Below are 15,829 nucleotides of genomic sequence, written 5' to 3'. Positions count from 1 at the left end.
GTCGGCTGCGTCTTGCGCTCATAGTATTCAGGAAAACGTGAATCCTGTGTACCGTCGATCTCATGACCTCCGCGATCCAGGTCCACGACCTGCGCAAGACGTTCGGCCGCACGGTCGCCCTCGACGGACTCGACCTCGAGGTGTCGGCCGGAGAGATCCACGGCTTCCTCGGGCCGAACGGCGCCGGCAAGTCGACGACGATCCGCATCCTGCTCGGCCTGCTCCGCTCCGACGGCGGCACCGCCACGCTGCTCGGCGGCGACCCGTGGCGCGAGGTCGAGACCCTTCACCGTCGCCTCGCCTACGTGCCCGGCGACGTCGCGCTCTGGCCCAACCTCACCGGGGGCGAGGTGATCGACCTTCTCGGCAAGCTGCGCGGCGGGCTCGACGAGAAGCGCCGTGCCGACATGCTCGAGCGCTTCGACCTCGACCCGACGAAGAAGGGCCGCTCCTACTCCAAGGGCAACCGGCAGAAGGTCGCGCTCGTCGCGGCCCTGTCGTCGGACGTCGAGCTGCTCATCCTCGACGAGCCCACCTCGGGCCTCGACCCGCTCATGGAGGCCGTGTTCAAGGAGGCCGCGCGCGAGCGCCGCCGGCAGGGCACGACGATCCTGCTGTCGAGCCACATCCTCAGCGAGGTGGAGTCGCTGTGCGACCGCGTGAGCATCATCCGCGAGGGGCGCAACGTCGAGTCCGGCACGCTGGAGCAGCTGCGCCACCTGTCGCGCACCACCGTGGAGGCGACGCTCGAGCGGCCCATCAGCGCCGACCAGCTGCACGCGGTGCCCGGGCTCGCCGACGTCTCGGTCGCCGACCACCACGTCGTGTGCGCCGTCGAGACCCAGCACCTCGGCCAGCTGCTCGCCTTGCTGGGTCAGCACGGCATCAAGACCCTCACGAGCGCTCCCCCGACGCTCGAAGAGCTCTTCATGGACCAGTACCGCGCCAGACCCGTTGCAGCACAAGGCAGTTTGGCTGGACCCAGCTCGACGGCCGAGGCGGCGACGACGCGATGAGCACCTTCGCCGGCACCGGGTCGCTCCTGCGCCTCGCCTCGCGCCGCGACCGCCTGCTCATCCCCGTCAGCGTGCTCGCGCTCGTGGCCTTCGCCGCGGGGTCGGCCCAGGCCACGATCGACCTCTACCCCAGCCTGTCGAGCGCGCTGGAGATCATCCGCCCGCTCGTGGCCAACCCGGCCAGCGTCGCGCTCTACGGCCCGATGACCAGCCTGACGCTCGACTCCTTCGCCGTCTTCAAGTCGGTGCTGCTCGGTGGCGTCTTCGTGTGCCTGCTCGCGTACATCGTCGTGCGGCGGCACACCCGCACCGAGGAGGAGGCCGGCCGGCTCGAGCTGCTCGGCGCCGGCGCCATCGAACGACGGTCACCGCTGACCGCCGCGCTCCTCCTCGGCACCGCGACGGTGGTGGCGACGTCCGCGCTCACCGCCGCGTCCCTCGCCGCTGTCGGACTCGATGCCCGCGGCTCCTTCGCCTTCGGGGTCTGCTGGCTGGTCATGGGGTTGTCGTGGGTCGGGATCACCGCGGTCGCGGCCCAGCTCACCGAGACCACCCGCGGCACGGCCGCCCTCTCCCTCGGCGCCCTCGGGGCCGCCTTCCTGCTGCGCGCCCTGGGCGACACCGCCGGCGACGACAACCCGGTGCGGTTCCTCACGTGGCTCTCGCCCCTCGGCTGGGGCCAGAAGGTCTCGCCCTACGGCGACAACCGGCTGTGGCCCTTCTGGCTCGGCCTCGCCGCCTTCGTGCTGCTCGTCGCGCTCGCCTACCGCCTGCGGGAGCGCCGAGACCTCGGCGCCGGCCTGCTGCCGAGCCGCCCGGGCCGACCACGCGGCTCGATGCGCAGCGTCGGCGCGCTGACGACGCGGCTCGCGCGCGGCACCCTGATCGGCTGGGGCGTCAGCGCCGTCGTCATCGGGTCGGTCGTCGGCTCGATCGCCGCGAACCTCGAGTCGCTCAACGGATCCGACACCACCCTCGACCTGCTGCGCAAGCTGTCGGGGGCAGCGGGCGCACAGGTGGAGCTCATCGACGTCTTCTTCACGACCGAGCTGCACATCGTCGCGCTCGCCGTCGCCGCCATGGGCATCTCGATCGTGACGCGGCTGCGGACCGAGGAGACCTCGTTGCGCGCGGAGATGCTGCTCACTACGACATCCCGCCTCGCCTGGGCCGTCTCGCACCTGCTCGTCGCCCTCACCTCGACGACCGTCGTCATGGCCCTCGTCGGCCTGGTCGCAGGAGCCGCCGACTCCCAGCGGACCGGCGACGTCGCGGCATCCGTCGGCCGGCTCGTGCCGGCAGCTCTCGTCACGGTGCCCGCCATCTGGGTCTGCGTGGCCGTGGCGCTGCTGCTCGTCGGCTGGGTGCCGCGCCTCACCGGGCTGTCCTGGGCTGCCCTCATCACCTTCCTGCTGCTCAGCGAGCTCGTCCCGGTGCTCGGTCTGCCCGACTGGATGATGAACCTCTCCCCCTTCGGCCACGTGCCGTCGATGCCGGCCCAGGAGGGGCGCGTGCTGCCGCTCGTCCTGCTCGTCGCGGTCGCGGCCGCCGTGGCGGCGGCAGGGCTGGCAGGCCTGCGCCGTCGCGACATCCACGCCTGACGGCATACGCCCGAGGACGTATGCCGTCGGCCGCCCACCCACGTCACCCGCCGGTCGCGCGCGTTCCACCGGAGCGCGCGCCACCCATCGGTACGGTGTGCGCATGACCGACATCCCCGGGCTCTGGGCCGTCATCCCCGCTGGGGGGTCCGGCACCCGGCTGTGGCCGATCTCGCGCCGCCACTCCCCCAAGTTCCTCCACGACCTCACCGGGTCGGGCCAGTCGCTCCTGCGCGAGACGTGGGACCGCCTCTCCCCGCTCGTCGACGACCGCATCCTCGTCGTGACGGGCGCCGCCCACGAGGACGCAGTCCGCCGCCAGCTGCCGATGCTCGGCTACGACGCGGTCGTCGCCGAGCCCTCGCCGCGCGACTCGATGCCGGCGATCGGGCTCGCCGCCGCGATCCTCGAGCGACGCGACCCCGAGGCGATGATCGGCTCGTTCGCCGCCGACCACGTCATCCGCGACACCGAGGCATTCCACCGCGCCGTCACCGAGGCCGCGGCGCTGGCGCGACGTGGCGAGCTCGTGACCATCGGCGTCGAGCCGACCGATCCCTCGACGGCCTTCGGCTACATCAAGGTCGGGGACTCGCTCGGGGTGGACGAGGCGCCCAGCGCCCGCCGCGTGGAGGAGTTCGTCGAGAAGCCCGACCGTGAAACCGCGACCCGCTACCTCGCGACCGGCGAATATCGTTGGAACGCCGGCATGTTCGTCGTCGGCGCCACAACACTGCTCGAGCTGCTGGCGGTCAACCACGCCGACATGGTCGACAGCCTGCGCATCATCGCCGCCGACCCGCGGCGGATGCGCGACCTGTGGCCGTCGCTGCACAAGATCGCGATCGACCATGCCGTCGCGGAGCCGGCTGCGGCTGCCGGCCGGGTGGCGGTCGTGCCGGCATCGTTCGGCTGGGACGACGTCGGCGACTTCGCGTCGCTGACCCGACTCGTCAGCGAGTCGGCGCTCCCGGGCATCACGGCGATCGGGCCCGTCGACGACATCGTCGCCATCGACTCGACCGCGACCGTCGCCACGGGCGGACGTCTCGTGGCCCTCATCGGTGTCGACGACCTCGTCGTCGTCGACACCCAGGACGCACTGCTCATCACGCGCCCCGACCGGGCCCAGGACGTCAAGAAGGTCGTCGAGATGCTGACTGCGCAGAACCGCACCGAGCTGACATGACGTCCGCTCCGCGGGCCCCCGAGGAGACGCACGACCGCGAGGCGTCGCGCCCGCGAGCCGTGAAGGTGACGTCGATCGCGCTCGCCGCGGTGCTCGCGACCGCGATGAGCGCGGTGCGCCTCGTTCCCAGCCCGCAGTCTGATGACCACGGAACCTATGCCAGTGTGGCCGAGCGCCTCCTGAGCGGCGACCGCCTCTACGTCGACGTCTGGGACAACAAGGACCCGGTCTTCTACTACGTCCTCGCGCTCGGGCGGTTCGTCTCGCCGCTCGCCGACTACGCCGTCGAGATCCTCTGGGCGCTGCTCGCGTGCTCCGCCGCATGGTCGCTGGCACGCACGTCCGGCCTCGGCCGGAGCTGGGCCGCGCTGATGGCCGCTCTCGCCTCCGTGGTCCTGACCGGCCCGGCGTACGTCCCGGGCATGACCCACCTGCCCGGCGTCGCCCTCACTCTCTGGGCCGTCGCCGCTGCCACTCGCCGGCAGTGGGTCCTCGCCGGTGCCGTCGTCGGGCTCGTCGTCCTGACGAAGGTCACTCTCGTCCCGGTCGCGGCGGTCGGCGTGCTCACGTGCGTATGGCACCACCGGTCGTGGACCGGCGCCGTGCGCACCGCCCTGGCCGGGCTGACCGCTCTCGCTGCCGGGATCGGACTTCTCGCCGTGCGTGACGAGCTCGGTGGTTGGGTCGCGAACCTCAGAGCCAACCTGCTCTACGCCGACGGGGAGGTCTTCTCGTCCCGCCACGGCGGCCCCGTGGGACACCTGCTGCGGGCGTTTCCGGAGGGTTCCCCGAAAACCGCCCTCTTCACGGTGGTCGCCGTCGTCGCCGTGATCGTGTGGGCCGGGGTCCCGGCCTGGAAGGAACGCGCGCCCCGGCCGCTCGACGTGACCGGTGCCGACCTCCGAGTCCCGGCACTGCTCGCATCGCTCACCCTCAACACGTTCGTCGCGAGCCTGCTCGTCCTCGGCGCGACTGCCACGTGGCCGCACCACGGCCAGACGATGAGTGTGCCCGCGGTCGTCGCACTCGTGCTCGCCACCACCCTGCTCGGATCGCGCGGCGGGCTGGGTGCGGCGAGCAGTCGCGGCCTCGGGCCTCCCACCCGGGTCGCCGCGGCGCTCGTCACGGCGTATGCCGTCGGCGGGGCCCTGCACCCGACCTTCTACGTCCAGGCGACCCGCGAAGCCCCTCTGGCGCTCGCCGCCCTCCAACAGGAGTCGCCCGCGAGCGCCCTCGTCGCGTCGCTGCCCGAGGTGCGCACCTACGCCCGGGTCGGCTCCAACGACACCGAGGCGCACGCGCTCGGCCTCCGAGGGCTCGTCCTCGAGTGCCCGCGGTTCCACCAGTACGCCTTCATCGAGTCCGCGGCGATCCTGGGCTCGACCGCCACCTGCCTGCACGGGGCCGACGCGCTGATCATCGACGACTCGGCCGTGCCGACGGAGGGTGCCTCCTCCTGGAACGACTACATCGAGCGGGTCCGGGTGCTCGTGTCGACCGGCTACGACTGCGTTCCCTCGACGGGCGCGCAGGTCTGCGTGAGGCGCCCGACCTGAGGCGTGCGCGTCGATCTCGTCGTTCGCTCCACGGACGACGGCGGCCGGGTCGACAGTGGACCCATGACCTCGATGCTGCCCGACGAGGGCGAGTACCTGACGAACGGCTGGGAGGACGACCTCCCGGCCGCCGACTCCCTGGTGCGGCAAGGGGTGCTGGCACACGTGTCGTGGGCGCGCGCCCTGACGAAGGCGGCGCGGGGCCACTTCGCCCAGGGACACGGATGGTGCGCCGGTCGGGGTGGCGGCGCGAGCGCCCTGCTCAACTGGGCGATCGTGACCTGCCCGCCCCGCAGCTGGACGGCGACCATGTCCGCCCTTTCGGCGGCATACCCCGACGGCGTCTCCGCAATCGTCATCAGCCCGTTCCCCGCGCCCGACCTTACGGCGCACGGTTTCGAGCTCGTGGGACACCCCCCGCTGATGTTCCGGCCGACCTCGGCGGGCACTCGGGCTCCGACCACCCAGGTGGAGGTGCGGCAGGCGACCACCCCCACCGAGCTCCGGGACGCGGAACGCGTTCTCGTCGAGGGCTACCCCATGCCGGACATGGACGACCTCCCTCCGGGCGACTTCTACCGACCGGACGTCGTGGGTGCCGCGACCCGGGTCTTCGTCGGCTATCTGGACGGACGTCCCGTCGCCACGTCGGCGGCGCACTCGGCGGCCGGGGTGACCGTCGTCGAGAACGTCGCGGTGCTCGGGAGCGCCCGCGGCCGGGGTGCCGGCGCGGCGCTCACGTGGGCCGCGACGACCACGTGGCCCGAGCAGGGAGCCGTACTCATCGCCAGCGACGACGGCCAGCCCGTCTACGAGCGGCTCGGTTTTCTCCGCATCGAGCGGTGGACCTGCTGGCTGAGGACGGAGTCGCCTGCGTGACGGGGCTCAGCCCCTGGGCTGACGCGGCGACGGGTCGAAGTAGGCCGCAAGCCCGGGGGTCAGACGGACGACGGGAAGCTGCAGCTCGTCGACGGCCCTCACGACACCGGGCCACCCGGGTTCGTAGTCGTCCCAGAGAATGACCCCGCCCGGTCGCAGCAGCCGGAGTGCCGCCTGCGAGTCAGCCCGGGCGTTCTCGTACTCGTGGCCCGCGTCGACGAGGACGAGGTCGACCGCGCCCTCCCACGGGGTGTAGTCGAAGGTCGTGCTGTCTCCGAGCAGCTGGGTGATGCGACTGGCCTCCGGGGTGTCGCGGAACCGGGAGCCGACCTCTCCCGCGCCGGCGTGCGTGGCCTCCTGAGCGACCGATGCGAGAACGGCAGACTCCGGTGGCAGGTCCAGCGTCAACACCTCAGCCTCCGGGGCGGAGCGAGCCAGCACGTGCGTGGTGGCGCCGTCGAACGTGCCGATCTCGAAGATCCGGTCGGGCCGGGTCATCTCGACCACGGCGCTGATGCAGTACTGCTCGAGAGGGTCCATGTTCGACCGTCGATAGGTGACCCGGCCGACGTCGATCGCGCGGTGCTCGAGCTCGGGGAAGCGTTCGAACAGGGACCTGAACGGCGCGCGAGGGCGCACCTCGAGACCTGCGCTCAGCCAGTCTCGCCGGAACTCACGGTCCTGCAGCCGGCCGGCGAGAGCCGCAAGGGCGCGCCGCCAGTACTCGAGATCCATGCGCCGGAGCATAGGTGAGGCCGCCGCGCGCCGAGCTCCTTTCGCCGGATCAGGACGTGGACAGCGCCTGGCGGGTCGCGTCGTCCACGAACGTCCTGAACTGCTCGACCTGTTCGTGCGTCTCGACCCCTACGGGCGCGTAGTGCGTGGGTCGTCGTCGGCGGTCGTGCCAGAACCCGCCGGTGCCGGTGACGTCTGTTGTGGCCACGAGCCACACCGCCGTGTCGGCCCCCTGGTCGGCGTCGCGCAGCAGCGGTCCGGTGAGCGCCGCGAAGCGCGGCAGCGACTCCGTGACGCCGGGCGTGGCCGCCCAGCCAGGGTGCATCGAGTTGACCCGGATCCCTTCCGCAGCAAGGTCGCCCGCCCAGAGCTCGGTGAGCACCAGCTGCATCCGCTTGGTGCGGGCGTAGGCCGTCACTCCGGAGTAGTCACCGCTGGTGTACTCGGGGTCGGCGGCGTCGAGCCGCTGCCCGTAGGCGCCACCCGAGGTGACGACGACGACGCGGCCGTCGGCGAGCGCCGGTCGCAGGGTCTGGGTCAGCACGTGCGGCCCGAGCACGTGCGTCGCGAGGGTGAGCTCGTGCCCCTCCGGGGTCGTGCTGCGCCGCGGCGGCATGACCCCGGCGTTGTGGACGACGGCGTGGAGGCGCGGCACGTCGGCCATGAAGTCACGTGCGAACCGGGCCGTGGCGGCGAGGTCGCTGACGTCGGCGACGTGGACGACCACCTCCGCGAGCGGCTCCCGGTCGAGCAGCGACGCTCGAGCCGTGTCGAGCCGCCCGGCGTCACGGCCGGTGAGGTGGACCGTCGCGCCCAGTCGCGCGAGACCCCGCGCGGTGGCGAGTCCCAGCCCCCCGCTCGCGCCGGTGACGAGGACGTGGCGTCCGACGAGCGCACCGGGGGCCGGGTCAGCCGGCCACCAGGCTCGCCGCACTGCGGGACCGATCTTCGTGTAGCCGAGCACGAGGGACTTGTCCATCAGCCAGTCGACGGCCGCCGCTGCCTCACCGAGAACCATGCGCCCACCCTAGGCGTGCCCAGCGGAGAACGCGGCAGTGCACGAGGCTGTCACCGGCACGTCACCGGACACACCCCGAGCCGTCGCCCGGTCACCGCCCTGGATCGACAGCGTGGAGACGTGCGAGTCGCCATCGTCACCGAGTCGTTCCTGCCGAGCGTCAACGGCGTCACCACGAGCGTGTGCCGGGTCGTCGAGCAGCTGCGGGCACGAGGTGACGACGTCGTCGTCGTCGCGCCCCGGTCCCGGGCGGCGCGCCTGGGCGGCTACGGAGGGGCAGACGTGCACCGGGTCGCCTCCCTGCCCGTGCGCCAGTTCGACGTCGGCCTGCCGACACCCGAGATCGAGAGGGTGCTGGAGGACTTCCGTCCCGACGTCGTCCACGTCGCGAGCCCCTTCGTGCTGGGGGCGCGCGGCCTCGCGGCCGCGCGCGCTCTCGACCTGCCGACGGTGGCGGTGTTCCAGACGGACATGGCGGCCTACGTGCGCCAGCACACGCCCGGCGCGGCAGGCACCGCGGCCGCCGCGACGACGTGGCGCTGGATCCGTCGAATCCACTCGTGGGCCGACCTCACGCTCGCGCCGTCGTCGGCCGCACTCGCCGACCTCCGGGCGCACGCGGTGCCGCGGACCGCGCTCTGGGGCCGGGGAGTCGACGCCGCCCTCTTCAACCCCGCCTGGCGGCAGGACGCGCTCTCCCGCGCGCTGCGCCGCGAGCTGGCCCCGGAGGGTGAGCGCCTCCTCGGCTACGTCGGCAGGCTCGCCCCCGAGAAGGAGGTCGAGCGTCTCGCCGCGCTCGCCGACCTCCCCGGGACCCGGCTCGTCGTCGTCGGCGACGGCCCGTCGCGCGACGCCGTCGGCGCCGCGCTCTCCGAGGCGGTCGCCGCCTCCCCCTGCCGCCCGAACCGCCCACCCGCCTTCCTCGGGTCGCGCCACGGCGACGACCTCGCGAGGGCGTACGCGTGCCTCGACGTCTTCGTGCACACCGGCACGGCCGAGACGTTCGGCCAGACGATCCAGGAGGCCGGCGCGAGCGGCCTACCCGTCGTCGCGCCCCGGGCCGGCGGCCCCGTCGACCTCGTCACAGACGGCCTCAACGGCTACCTCTTCGAGCCCGACGACCCGGACGACCTCAGGCGGCAGGTGAGCCGGGTGCTCGAGTCCCCCTCTCACGCACGGGAGCTCGGCCGCCGCGGGCACGAGCGCGTACGCCACCGGTCGTGGTCACACGTCGTCGAGGGCCTCGTCGGGCACTACGAGGACGCGATCGCGTCTCGGGCCCACCGGCGGAGCAGGGTCCAGACGCCAGCGGCCTGACTGGCCGCCGCCCCCGCAGGACGGCCTTGGGGCGAGTCCACCCATCTGTGACGCACGTGACACTAGAGTGGCCGAACGCGCCCAACCAACGACGGTGGAGGTTCGCACGATGAGTGGTACGACGCTCGACCCCGGGTCCCGATCAGGTGGATCCATGGCCGGAGGCGTCGGATCACCGGGTCGGGCGCAGATCCCGTGGCGCACCCTGAGGGGCGACCGCTGGTGGTTCCCGCCGGCGGTGACGTTCACGCTCATCGTCCTGTGGCTGCTGTACGCGCTCGTGCGCACGTCGATGCAGCGTGACTACTTCGTCGCGACGTACCACTACCTCACGCCGTTCTACTCACCCTGCGTGACGGCCTCGTGCCACCCCGACGCGCGCCACGTCGGCACGTGGCTCGGTGAGATGCCACCGCTCGTGCCGTACGCGTTCTTCCTCCTGCCGATCCTGCTCGGCTTCCGCCTCACCTGCTACTACTACCGCAAGGCCTACTACCGAGCCTTCTGGCTGTCGCCGCCCGCCTGCGCCGTGGCCGAGCCGCACGCGAAGTACACCGGCGAGACGCGCTTCCCGCTGATCCTCCAGAACGCGCACCGCTACTTCTTCTACGCCGCGGTCGTCGTGTCGGGGATGAATACGCTCGACGCCTTCGACGGCTTCCACGGCAAGGACGGCGGGGTCGGGGTCGGCCTCGGCACGATCGTCATGCTCGCCAACGCCGCGTTCCTCTGGCTCTACACGCTGTCGTGCCACTCGTGCCGACACCTCATCGGCGGGCGCCTCAAGCACTTCTCCAAGCACCCGCTGCGCTACCGCGCCTGGACCATCGTGTCCCGGCTCAACACCCGGCACATGCAGCTGGCCTGGACCACCCTCGGCACCCTGCTGGTCACCGATCTCTACATCGCCCTGGTCGCGTCCGGGGCCCTGACCGATCTGAGGTTCTACAACTGATGGCAGCGGAGCTCGAGACCCACGACTACGACGTCCTCATCGTCGGCGCCGGCGGGGCCGGCCTCCGGGCCGCCATCGCCGCCCGCGAGGCCGGACTGCGCACCGCCATCATCTGCAAGTCCCTCTTCGGCAAGGCGCACACCGTCATGGCCGAGGGCGGCATCGCCGCGAGCATGGGCAACGTCAACAGCCACGACAGCTGGCAGGTGCACTTCCGCGACACGATGCGCGGCGGCAAGTTCCTCAACTCGTGGCGCATGGCCGAGCTGCACGCCAAGGAGGCGCCTGACCGCGTCTGGGAGCTCGAGACCTACGGCGCCCTCTTCGACCGCACGCCCGACGGCCGCATCAGCCAGCGCAACTTCGGTGGGCACGAGTACCCCCGCCTCGCCCACGTCGGCGACCGGACCGGCCTCGAGCTCATCCGCACGATGCAGCAGAAGATCGTCTCGCTGCAGCAGGACGACCAGCGCGAGTCGGGCGACCCGGAGGCGCGGCTCAAGGTCTTCGCCGAGGTGACGATCACCGACCTGCTGCAGGACGAGACCGGCACGATCGCCGGGGCCTTCGGCTACTTCCGCGAGTCGGGCCGCTTCGTCCGGTTCAACGCTCCCGCAGTGGTGCTCGCGACGGGCGGCATCGGCAAGTCGTTCAAGGTGACCTCCAACTCGTGGGAGTACACCGGCGACGGCCACGCCCTGGCGCTGCGGGCCGGATCCACCCTCGTCAACATGGAGTTCATCCAGTTCCACCCGACCGGCATGGTCTGGCCGCCGTCGGTCAAGGGCATCCTCGTCACCGAGTCGGTGCGCGGCGACGGGGGCGTGCTCAAGAACTCCGAGGGCAAGCGCTTCATGTTCGACTACGTGCCCGACGTCTTCCGGGGGCAGTACGCCCAGACCGAGGAGGAGGGTGACCGCTGGTACACCGACCCCGACAACAACAAGCGCCCGCCCGAGCTGCTCCCCCGGGACGAGGTGGCGCGCGCCATCAACTCCGAGGTCAAGGCCGGTCGGGGGTCACCACACGGCGGGGTCTTCCTCGACATCGCGTCGCGGCGCAGCCCCGAGGAAATCCTCAAGAAGCTGCCGTCGATGCACCACCAGTTCAAGGAGCTCGCCGACGTCGACATCACCCAGGAGGCGATGGAGGTCGGGCCCACGTGCCACTACGTCATGGGTGGCGTCGAGGTCGACCCCGACACCGCCGCAGCCGCAAGGGTGCCCGGCCTCTTCGCCGCAGGTGAGGTGTCGGGAGGCATGCACGGGTCCAACCGGCTCGGCGGCAACTCGCTGTCCGACCTTCTGGTCTTCGGCGCCCGCGCGGGAGCCGGCGCGGCAGCATACGTCCGGGGGCTCGGCGACGCCCGCCCGAACGTGCCGCAGTCGGCCCTCGACGAGGCGGCCACGACCGCGCTCGCGCCGTTCGAGGAGGAGGGTGGCGAGAACCCGTACACCCTCCACCAGGAGATGCAGCAGACGATGAACGACCTCGTCGGCATCATCCGCAAGGCGGAGGAGATCGAGGCCGCCCTCACCAAGCTCGAGGAGCTCAAGGAGCGGGCGAAGCACCTGACCGTCGAGGGCCACCGGCAGTTCAACCCCGGCTGGCACCTCGCGCTCGACCTGCGCAACATGCTCGCCGTCAGCGAGTGCGTGGCGCGAGCAGCCTTGCTGCGACAGGAGTCCCGCGGCGGGCACACACGCGACGACTACCCGAAGATGGATGCCAGCTGGCGCGGACGCAACCTCATCTGCTCGACCGAGGGCGACGGCATACGCGTGGAGGAGCAGCCGATGCCGCCGATGCGGGGGGACCTGCTCGACCTCTTCCAGCGCGACGAGCTGGCGAAGTACCTCACGCCCGAGGAGCTCGCCGCGGTCGGGGCCACCGGAGGCGCGACAGAGGCGACGGACGGGAGCGGGTCATGAGCTACGACGCGAAGTTCCGGGTGTGGCGCGGCGACGCGAGCGGCGGTGAGCTCGTCGACTACACGGTCGAGGTCAACGACGGCGAGGTCGTGCTCGACATCATCCACCGGCTCCAGGCCACCCAGTCCGGCGACCTCGCCGTGCGGTGGAACTGCAAGGCCGGCAAGTGCGGCTCGTGCAGCGCGGAGGTCAACGGCATCCCGCGGCTCATGTGCATGACCCGGATGTCGACGTTCACCGAGACCGAGACGGTGACCGTCACACCGATGCGCGCCTTCCCCGTCATCCGCGACCTCGTCACCGACGTGTCGTTCAACTACGAGAAGGCCCGGCAGATCCCGGCGTTCGCGCCGCCCGAAGGCGTGGCACCGGGCGAGTACCGGATGCAGCAGGTCGACGTCGAGCGCTCGCAGGAGTTCCGCAAGTGCATCGAGTGCTTCCTCTGCCAGAACACCTGCCACGTCGTGCGCGACCACGAGGAGAACAAGGAGGCGTTCGCCGGGCCTCGCTTCCTCATCCGTGCCGCCGAGCTCGACATGCACCCGCTCGACGCCCGCGACGACCGGGCCGACTTCGCCCGGGACGAGCAGGGCATCGGGATGTGCAACATCACCAAGTGCTGTACCGAGGTCTGCCCCGAGCACATCCGGATCACCGACAACGGCATCATCCCGATGAAGGAGCGCGTCGTCGGCAAGCGCTACGACCCGCTCGTGTGGCTCGGCAACAAGATCGGCCGACGCAAGCCCTGAGGGCGGTGACGGAGCATTCTCTCGATTGGGGGGTGAGCCGCAGGTCACAGTGGAAATGGTCACACTCACCCCGTACCGGAGGGTAGGCGGGCGATCCGGCTCGAGCGCGGGGATAAGGTTCCTGCGTGGCGACAAACACTCTCCCGGTCAAGGGATCGAACAGACCTGCTTCGGTTCGCCGGACCACCGTCTTCATGAAGCTCCTCATGGCGGGCTCGGGCGCGCTCTTCGTGTTCTACGTGCTGGCGCACATGTACGGAAACCTCAAGATCTTCGCCGGGGTCGAGGCGTTCGACGAGTACGCGCACCACCTGCGCACGATGTTCACGCCGATCCTGCCGTTCGGCGGCTTCCTGTGGCTCTTCCGCATCGTCCTCGTGGTCGCGCTCGTCGCCCACGCGTACTCCGCGTTCTACCTGTGGAGCCGCGCCCGCGGGGCCCGCACGACGCGCTACGTCGCCAAGGAGGCGGCCAGGGCGACGGTCAAGAGCACGGCGATGCGCTGGGGTGGCGTCGCGATCCTGCTCTTCCTCGTCTGGCACCTGCTGCAGTTCACCATCGTGAAGTTCAACGTCGGCGACGACGTGGTGGGCACCAGCCCCGGCAAGCTCGTCATCAGCTCGTTCCAGGTGTGGTGGGTCGTCCTCATCTACGTCCTCGCCTTCGTCGCCCTGGGCATGCACCTGTGGCACGGCGTCTGGAGCGCCACGCAGACCCTCGGCTGGGCCGGCAGCGCCCGGGCCCGCAAGCGCGCCAAGCTGGCCGCCCTGGTCATCGCGTTCGTCACCTCCGTCGGCTTCGCCCTGCCGCCGCTCGCCATCCTGTTCGGAATCGTCAAGGGGAACTGACCGATGACTGACACCAACGCCACCACCTCCGGCGGCGCGGCCACGCAGGCTGCCCCCAACGCCGGCATCGTCCACGGCCTCTACACCGAGGGCGAGCCCCTCCACGACACCAAGGCCCCGGCCGGCCCGATCCAGGACAAGTGGAGCACCCGCAAGTTCGAGTCGGGCCTCGTCAACCCGGCCAACCGCCGCAAGCTCTCGGTCATCATCGTCGGCACCGGCCTGGCCGGTGGCGCCGCCGCGGCCACGCTCGGTGAGGCCGGCTACCAGGTGAAGTCCTTCTGCTACCAGGACTCCCCGCGCCGCGCGCACTCCATCGCCGCGCAGGGTGGCATCAACGCCGCCAAGAACTACAAGGAGGACGGCGACTCGACGTTCCGTCTCTTCTACGACACCGTGAAGGGCGGCGACTACCGCTCGCGCGAGACGAACGTCTACCGCCTCGCCGAGGTCAGCACGAACATCATCGACCAGTGCGTCGCCCAGGGTGTCCCGTTCGCCCGCGAGTACGGCGGCCTGCTCGACAACCGCAGCTTCGGCGGCGTCCAGGTCTCGCGCACCTTCTACGCCCGCGGCCAGACGGGCCAGCAGCTGCTGATCGGCGCCTACCAGGCCCTCGAGCGCCAGGTCGCCGCCGGCACGGTCGAGATGTTCAGCCGTCACGAGATGCTCGAGGTGATCGTCGCCGACGGCAAGGCGCGCGGAATCATCGCCCGCGACCTCGTCACCGGTGAGGTCGAGACGCACCTCGCCGACGCCGTCGTGCTCGCGAGCGGTGGCTACGGCAACGTCTTCTACCTGTCGACCAACGCGATGGGCTCCAACGTCACGGCGACCTGGCGCGCCCACCGCAAGGGCGCGTACTTCGCGAACCCCTGCTACACGCAGATCCACCCGACCTGCATCCCGGTCTCCGGTGACCACCAGAGCAAGCTGACCCTGATGTCGGAGTCGCTGCGCAACGACGGTCGCATCTGGGTCCCGAAGAAGGCCGAGGACTGCGAGAAGGACCCGCGCGAGATCCCCGAGGAGGACCGCGACTACTACCTGGAGCGGATCTACCCGAGCTTCGGCAACCTCGTCCCCCGCGACATCGCCAGCCGCCAGGCCAAGAACGTCTGCGACGAGGGTCGCGGCGTCGGCCCGAAGGTCGGCGACTTCCGCAGGGGCGTCTACCTCGACTTCACCGACGCCCTCAAGCGCATGAGCGCCGAGGCCGTCGCCGAGAAGTACGGCAACCTCCTCGACATGTACCAGCGGATCACGGGCGAGAACCCGTACGAGGTGCCGATGCGCATCTACCCCGCGGTCCACTACACGATGGGTGGCCTGTGGGTCGACTACGACCTGCAGAGCACGATCCCCGGCCTCTTCGTGGCGGGCGAGGCGAACTTCAGTGACCACGGCGCCAACCGCCTCGGGGCCTCGGCCCTCATGCAGGGGCTCGCCGACGGCTACTTCGTGCTGCCGCACACGATCCGCGACTACCTCGCGAAGGGCCCGTTCGAGAAGCTGCCCGACTCGCACCCCGACGTCGTCGAGGCGAAGGCCTCCGTCGACGCCCGCGTGCAGAAGCTGCTGTCGATCAACGGTGACCGTTCGGTCGACTCCTTCCACAAGGAGCTCGGCAACATTATGTGGGAGTACTGCGGCATGGAGCGCTCCGAGGAGGGGCTGCTCAAGGCGATCGACCTCATCCGCGGCCTGCGTGACGAGTTCTGGCGCAACGTCAAGGTGCTCGGCGCCGCCGACACCCTCAACCAGAGCCTCGAGAAGGCCGGCCGCGTCGCCGACTTCCTCGAGCTGGGCGAGCTCATGTGCATCGACGCGCTGCACCGCCGCGAGTCCTGTGGTGGTCACTTCCGCGCCGAGAGCCAGACCGAGGACGGCGAGGCGCTGCGCCACGACGACGAGTTCGCCTACGTCGCCGCGTGGGAGTTCGGCGGCGACGGCAGCCCCGCCGTGCTGCACAAGGAAGACCTGGTCTACGAAGCCATCGAGATGAAGCAGCGGAGCTACAAGTGAGCGACAC

13 protein-coding genes are annotated in these 15,829 nt (G+C 71.0%); 11 read left to right on the top strand and 2 right to left on the bottom strand.

Annotation, left to right across the window (positions count from 1 at the left end; genetic code table 11):
- Nucleotides 1-62 precede the first annotated feature (62 nt).
- The 5 genes from ACYVNR_RS21595 (at nt 63) to ACYVNR_RS21575 (ending at nt 6,241) form a co-directional block, all read left to right on the top strand.
- Complete coding sequence (locus tag ACYVNR_RS21595; protein ID WP_461051009.1) at nt 63-1,016, top strand: ABC transporter ATP-binding protein; 954 nt, start codon at nt 63-65, stop codon at nt 1,014-1,016.
- Nucleotides 1,013-2,617, top strand: a complete 1,605-nt coding sequence (locus ACYVNR_RS21590; RefSeq protein WP_461051007.1) for an ABC transporter permease — start codon at nt 1,013-1,015, stop codon at nt 2,615-2,617. Before ACYVNR_RS21595 ends, ACYVNR_RS21590 begins: the two co-directional genes overlap by 4 nt.
- Nucleotides 2,618-2,720: 103 nt before the next feature.
- On the top strand, nt 2,721-3,806 hold the full coding sequence (locus tag ACYVNR_RS21585; RefSeq protein WP_461051005.1) for a mannose-1-phosphate guanylyltransferase: 1,086 nt from the start codon (nt 2,721-2,723) through the stop codon (nt 3,804-3,806).
- On the top strand, nt 3,803-5,362 hold the full coding sequence (locus tag ACYVNR_RS21580; protein WP_461051003.1) for a glycosyltransferase family protein: 1,560 nt from the start codon (nt 3,803-3,805) through the stop codon (nt 5,360-5,362). The genes ACYVNR_RS21585 and ACYVNR_RS21580 overlap by 4 nt, the downstream gene beginning before the upstream one ends.
- 63 nt (nt 5,363-5,425) lie before the next feature.
- The gene (locus ACYVNR_RS21575; RefSeq protein WP_458802600.1) at nt 5,426-6,241 is read left to right on the top strand and encodes a GNAT family N-acetyltransferase; all 816 of its coding nucleotides are present in this window, start codon (nt 5,426-5,428) and stop codon (nt 6,239-6,241) included.
- Between the two features lie 6 nt (nt 6,242-6,247).
- Here ACYVNR_RS21575 and ACYVNR_RS21570 read toward each other — a convergent pair whose 3' ends face one another.
- Together ACYVNR_RS21570 and ACYVNR_RS21565 are read right to left on the bottom strand one after the other, a co-directional pair.
- Nucleotides 6,248-6,976, bottom strand: coding sequence for an O-methyltransferase (locus ACYVNR_RS21570; RefSeq protein ID WP_461051001.1), 729 nt, complete (start codon nt 6,974-6,976; stop codon nt 6,248-6,250).
- Between the two features lie 49 nt (nt 6,977-7,025).
- On the bottom strand, nt 7,026-7,994 hold the full coding sequence (locus tag ACYVNR_RS21565) for an SDR family NAD(P)-dependent oxidoreductase (RefSeq protein WP_461050999.1): 969 nt from the start codon (nt 7,992-7,994) through the stop codon (nt 7,026-7,028).
- Nucleotides 7,995-8,114: 120 nt separating this feature from the next.
- Between ACYVNR_RS21565 and ACYVNR_RS21560 the strand changes: the two genes are divergently transcribed.
- The 6 genes from ACYVNR_RS21560 to ACYVNR_RS21535 all read left to right on the top strand — a co-directional run bounded on the left by ACYVNR_RS21560 (nt 8,115) and on the right by ACYVNR_RS21535 (nt 15,822).
- Entirely contained in the window at nt 8,115-9,311 is a 1,197-nt protein-coding gene (locus tag ACYVNR_RS21560) for a glycosyltransferase family 4 protein (RefSeq protein WP_461050997.1), read from the top strand.
- 109 nt (nt 9,312-9,420) lie between these two features.
- Nucleotides 9,421-10,266 (top strand): hypothetical protein, encoded by an 846-nt coding sequence (locus ACYVNR_RS21555; RefSeq protein ID WP_461050995.1) that lies wholly within the window; start codon nt 9,421-9,423, stop codon nt 10,264-10,266.
- Nucleotides 10,266-12,197, top strand: coding sequence for a fumarate reductase/succinate dehydrogenase flavoprotein subunit (locus tag ACYVNR_RS21550; protein WP_461050993.1), 1,932 nt, complete (start codon nt 10,266-10,268; stop codon nt 12,195-12,197). The genes ACYVNR_RS21555 and ACYVNR_RS21550 overlap by 1 nt, the downstream gene beginning before the upstream one ends.
- Nucleotides 12,194-12,949: a succinate dehydrogenase/fumarate reductase iron-sulfur subunit gene (locus ACYVNR_RS21545; RefSeq protein WP_461050991.1), complete on the top strand. Its 756-nt coding sequence runs from the start codon at nt 12,194-12,196 to the stop codon at nt 12,947-12,949. Before ACYVNR_RS21550 ends, ACYVNR_RS21545 begins: the two co-directional genes overlap by 4 nt.
- A gap of 194 nt (nt 12,950-13,143) precedes the next feature.
- On the top strand, nt 13,144-13,797 hold the full coding sequence (locus ACYVNR_RS21540; protein ID WP_461050989.1) for a succinate dehydrogenase cytochrome b subunit: 654 nt from the start codon (nt 13,144-13,146) through the stop codon (nt 13,795-13,797).
- A gap of 3 nt (nt 13,798-13,800) precedes the next feature.
- Nucleotides 13,801-15,822, top strand: coding sequence for a fumarate reductase/succinate dehydrogenase flavoprotein subunit (locus ACYVNR_RS21535; RefSeq protein ID WP_045187411.1), 2,022 nt, complete (start codon nt 13,801-13,803; stop codon nt 15,820-15,822).
- The last annotated feature ends 7 nt before the right edge of the window (nt 15,823-15,829 follow it).

It is taken from the genome of Terrabacter koreensis (assembly GCF_054783315.1).
This window is presented reverse-complemented; position numbering and strand designations above follow the sequence as displayed.

Coding starts and splice junctions, on each gene's coding strand:
- ACYVNR_RS21595 (WP_461051009.1), top strand. CDS start 63: ATGACCTCCGCGATCCAGGTCCACGACCTGCGCAAGACGTTCGGCCGC.
- ACYVNR_RS21590 (WP_461051007.1), top strand. CDS start 1,013: ATGAGCACCTTCGCCGGCACCGGGTCGCTCCTGCGCCTCGCCTCGCGC.
- ACYVNR_RS21585 (WP_461051005.1), top strand. CDS start 2,721: ATGACCGACATCCCCGGGCTCTGGGCCGTCATCCCCGCTGGGGGGTCC.
- ACYVNR_RS21580 (WP_461051003.1), top strand. CDS start 3,803: ATGACGTCCGCTCCGCGGGCCCCCGAGGAGACGCACGACCGCGAGGCG.
- ACYVNR_RS21575 (WP_458802600.1), top strand. CDS start 5,426: ATGACCTCGATGCTGCCCGACGAGGGCGAGTACCTGACGAACGGCTGG.
- ACYVNR_RS21570 (WP_461051001.1), bottom strand. CDS start 6,976: ATGGATCTCGAGTACTGGCGGCGCGCCCTTGCGGCTCTCGCCGGCCGG.
- ACYVNR_RS21565 (WP_461050999.1), bottom strand. CDS start 7,994: ATGGTTCTCGGTGAGGCAGCGGCGGCCGTCGACTGGCTGATGGACAAG.
- ACYVNR_RS21555 (WP_461050995.1), top strand. CDS start 9,421: ATGAGTGGTACGACGCTCGACCCCGGGTCCCGATCAGGTGGATCCATG.
- ACYVNR_RS21550 (WP_461050993.1), top strand. CDS start 10,266: ATGGCAGCGGAGCTCGAGACCCACGACTACGACGTCCTCATCGTCGGC.
- ACYVNR_RS21545 (WP_461050991.1), top strand. CDS start 12,194: ATGAGCTACGACGCGAAGTTCCGGGTGTGGCGCGGCGACGCGAGCGGC.
- ACYVNR_RS21540 (WP_461050989.1), top strand. CDS start 13,144: ATGAAGCTCCTCATGGCGGGCTCGGGCGCGCTCTTCGTGTTCTACGTG.
- ACYVNR_RS21535 (WP_045187411.1), top strand. CDS start 13,801: ATGACTGACACCAACGCCACCACCTCCGGCGGCGCGGCCACGCAGGCT.